This is a genomic window from Mucilaginibacter sp. P4_G9, from assembly GCF_056400985.1.
Window position 1 is genome coordinate 1 of sequence record NZ_JBFUKF010000622.1, and the last position, 2,100, is coordinate 2,100.

At 40.0% G+C, this 2,100-nt stretch carries 1 protein-coding gene; it reads right to left on the reverse strand.

The window, feature by feature from the left end; all coding sequences use genetic code 11:
* Positions 1-2,077 (reverse strand): ABC transporter permease (locus tag AC1DPZ_RS26025; RefSeq protein ID WP_477408971.1); only part of this gene is annotated, 2,077 nt, incomplete at its 3' end.
* Positions 2,078-2,100 lie beyond the last annotated feature (23 nt).

Sequence of the window (2,100 nt, forward strand, 5' to 3'; positions counted from 1 at the left end):
AACATGCTATAAATATGGCAATGAACGAGAATATGGTGAACAGGTTCCCCTGCTGTTGCTCACTATCATACAGTTTCTGGAATTTCTCATCCAAAAAGGTGTATTCAAATGGAGTTTCGGGCTGATATTTTTTCCAGGTTTGCTCCAATGTGTTTATGGCCGACTGCACGTTCCCGCCATCTATTTTAATGGATAGCTTGCCGTAATTATTATTGGCGAATGATGGCATGCGCATTAACAACGGGATGATGTTTTGGTGCAGCGATTCGAAATGAAAATCATTAACTACGCCTATAACTTTTCCGTTTACGCCACCATAGCTTATTTCCCTGCCTATCGCACTTTCAGGCGTTTTCCAGCCTAATACTTTTGCAGCAGAAACATTTATTACATAGTTATTACTATCGGTAGCAAAATCCTTTGAAAAATTACGGCCGGCTGCCAACTTCATGCCATAAGCTGGGATAAAGCCATAATCGGCATTAATGTTCTTAACGTCGGCTTTAACAGCCTGTATTGTACCACCCTGTATAACGGAAATACCCTGATCATCCAGTAAACGCCCGGACGGGATCCTTGATGAACGACCGACACCCTTTATAGTACCATCCTTCATCACTTCGTTTTTAAATACCTCAAACTGGCTTGGGCTAAATGCATTACCCATGGTTACCAAATGATCTTTATTAAAGCCAAGGGATTTTTGCTGCATGTACCTCAATTGCTGAAATACAATGGTTGTGGCCACTATCAAAATGATGGAAATAGAAAACTGCAAAACTACCAATACCTTACGGAATGAGATATTGCCAGAGCCTACTTTTAACATTCCTTTTAAAACTTTAATCGGTTTAAACGACGACATAAAGATGGCCGGATAAATACCGCTAATGATGCCTATCACAAATGGCATAGCTACAACAGTCACAATTATTTGAGGCTGAAATAACTGGTTAAACGAAAGCGTAAGTCCCGAAAATTTATTAATCAGCGGCATAATGAGCCAGGTGATAACCAGTGCCAGTATTAACGAAAAAGCAGTTATTAATACCGATTCACTTAAAAATTGGGTGATGATCTCTTTTTGCTGCGCACCAATTACCTTACGGATACCAATCTCTTTAGCCCTTAAGGTTGAGCGGGCTGTTGACAGGTTCATATAGTTGATACAGGCTATCAGCAGAATAAACAGTGCAATGGCCGAAAATATATAAACCCGTTTGATATCACCGTTCTGCTCCAACTCATCATCCAGGTGCGAGGTTAGATGGATGCTCAGAAATTTCTGGAAGGATAATTTGCTGTTCTTTGATTCATTATTGCCAACATACTTATCTAAAAAAGCCGGGAACTGCGAGGCCACATGATCCACATTATAACCTTTGGGGAATAAAAGATAAGTAAAGAATGAATTATTGCCCCAGTTAGTCTCCAATCCTTTTTTACCATAAATGGCGCCATTATTCAGGGTATTGAAAGATAATAACATTTGTGGATGCATTTGGGCATTTTCGGGAAAAGGCTCATAGATCCCGGTAACTTTAAAGTTGAATTGGTTATCCAACCGGAGTTCCTTGTTCATCGGATCTTCATTACCGAAATATTTGCGGGCCAGCTCCGGTGTCAGCATTACAGTAAACGGTTCTGTAAGAGCCGTTTTAGGGTCACCATGAATTGTTTTTACACTAAAAAAATCAAAAAAACTCTCATCAGCAAAGTACGAGCCACGCTCATTAAATAGCTTATCCTTATACCGCAGTGAGGTTGAACCATTGGATAATATCCGGGTAACTTTTTTAATATCCGAAAACTCATTCTTTAGCAAAGGCCCAAACGGAGGCGCTACCGCTCCAAGATGAAGCGTTTCCACCCCATCCGGCGTGTTAAAACTACGGGTAACCCGATAAATATCATCAGCGTTGGTGTTAAACTTATCGTAGCTCAGCTCGTTGATTACATAAACCACAATCAGCAGGCAGCAGGTTAACCCAATGGTTAATCCAAAAATATTAATGAACGAGATAAATTTGTGCCGGGTAATGTTTCGCATGGCACTGCGTAAATAATTCCTAATCATAATAATATCGTTAAATTCTAAGT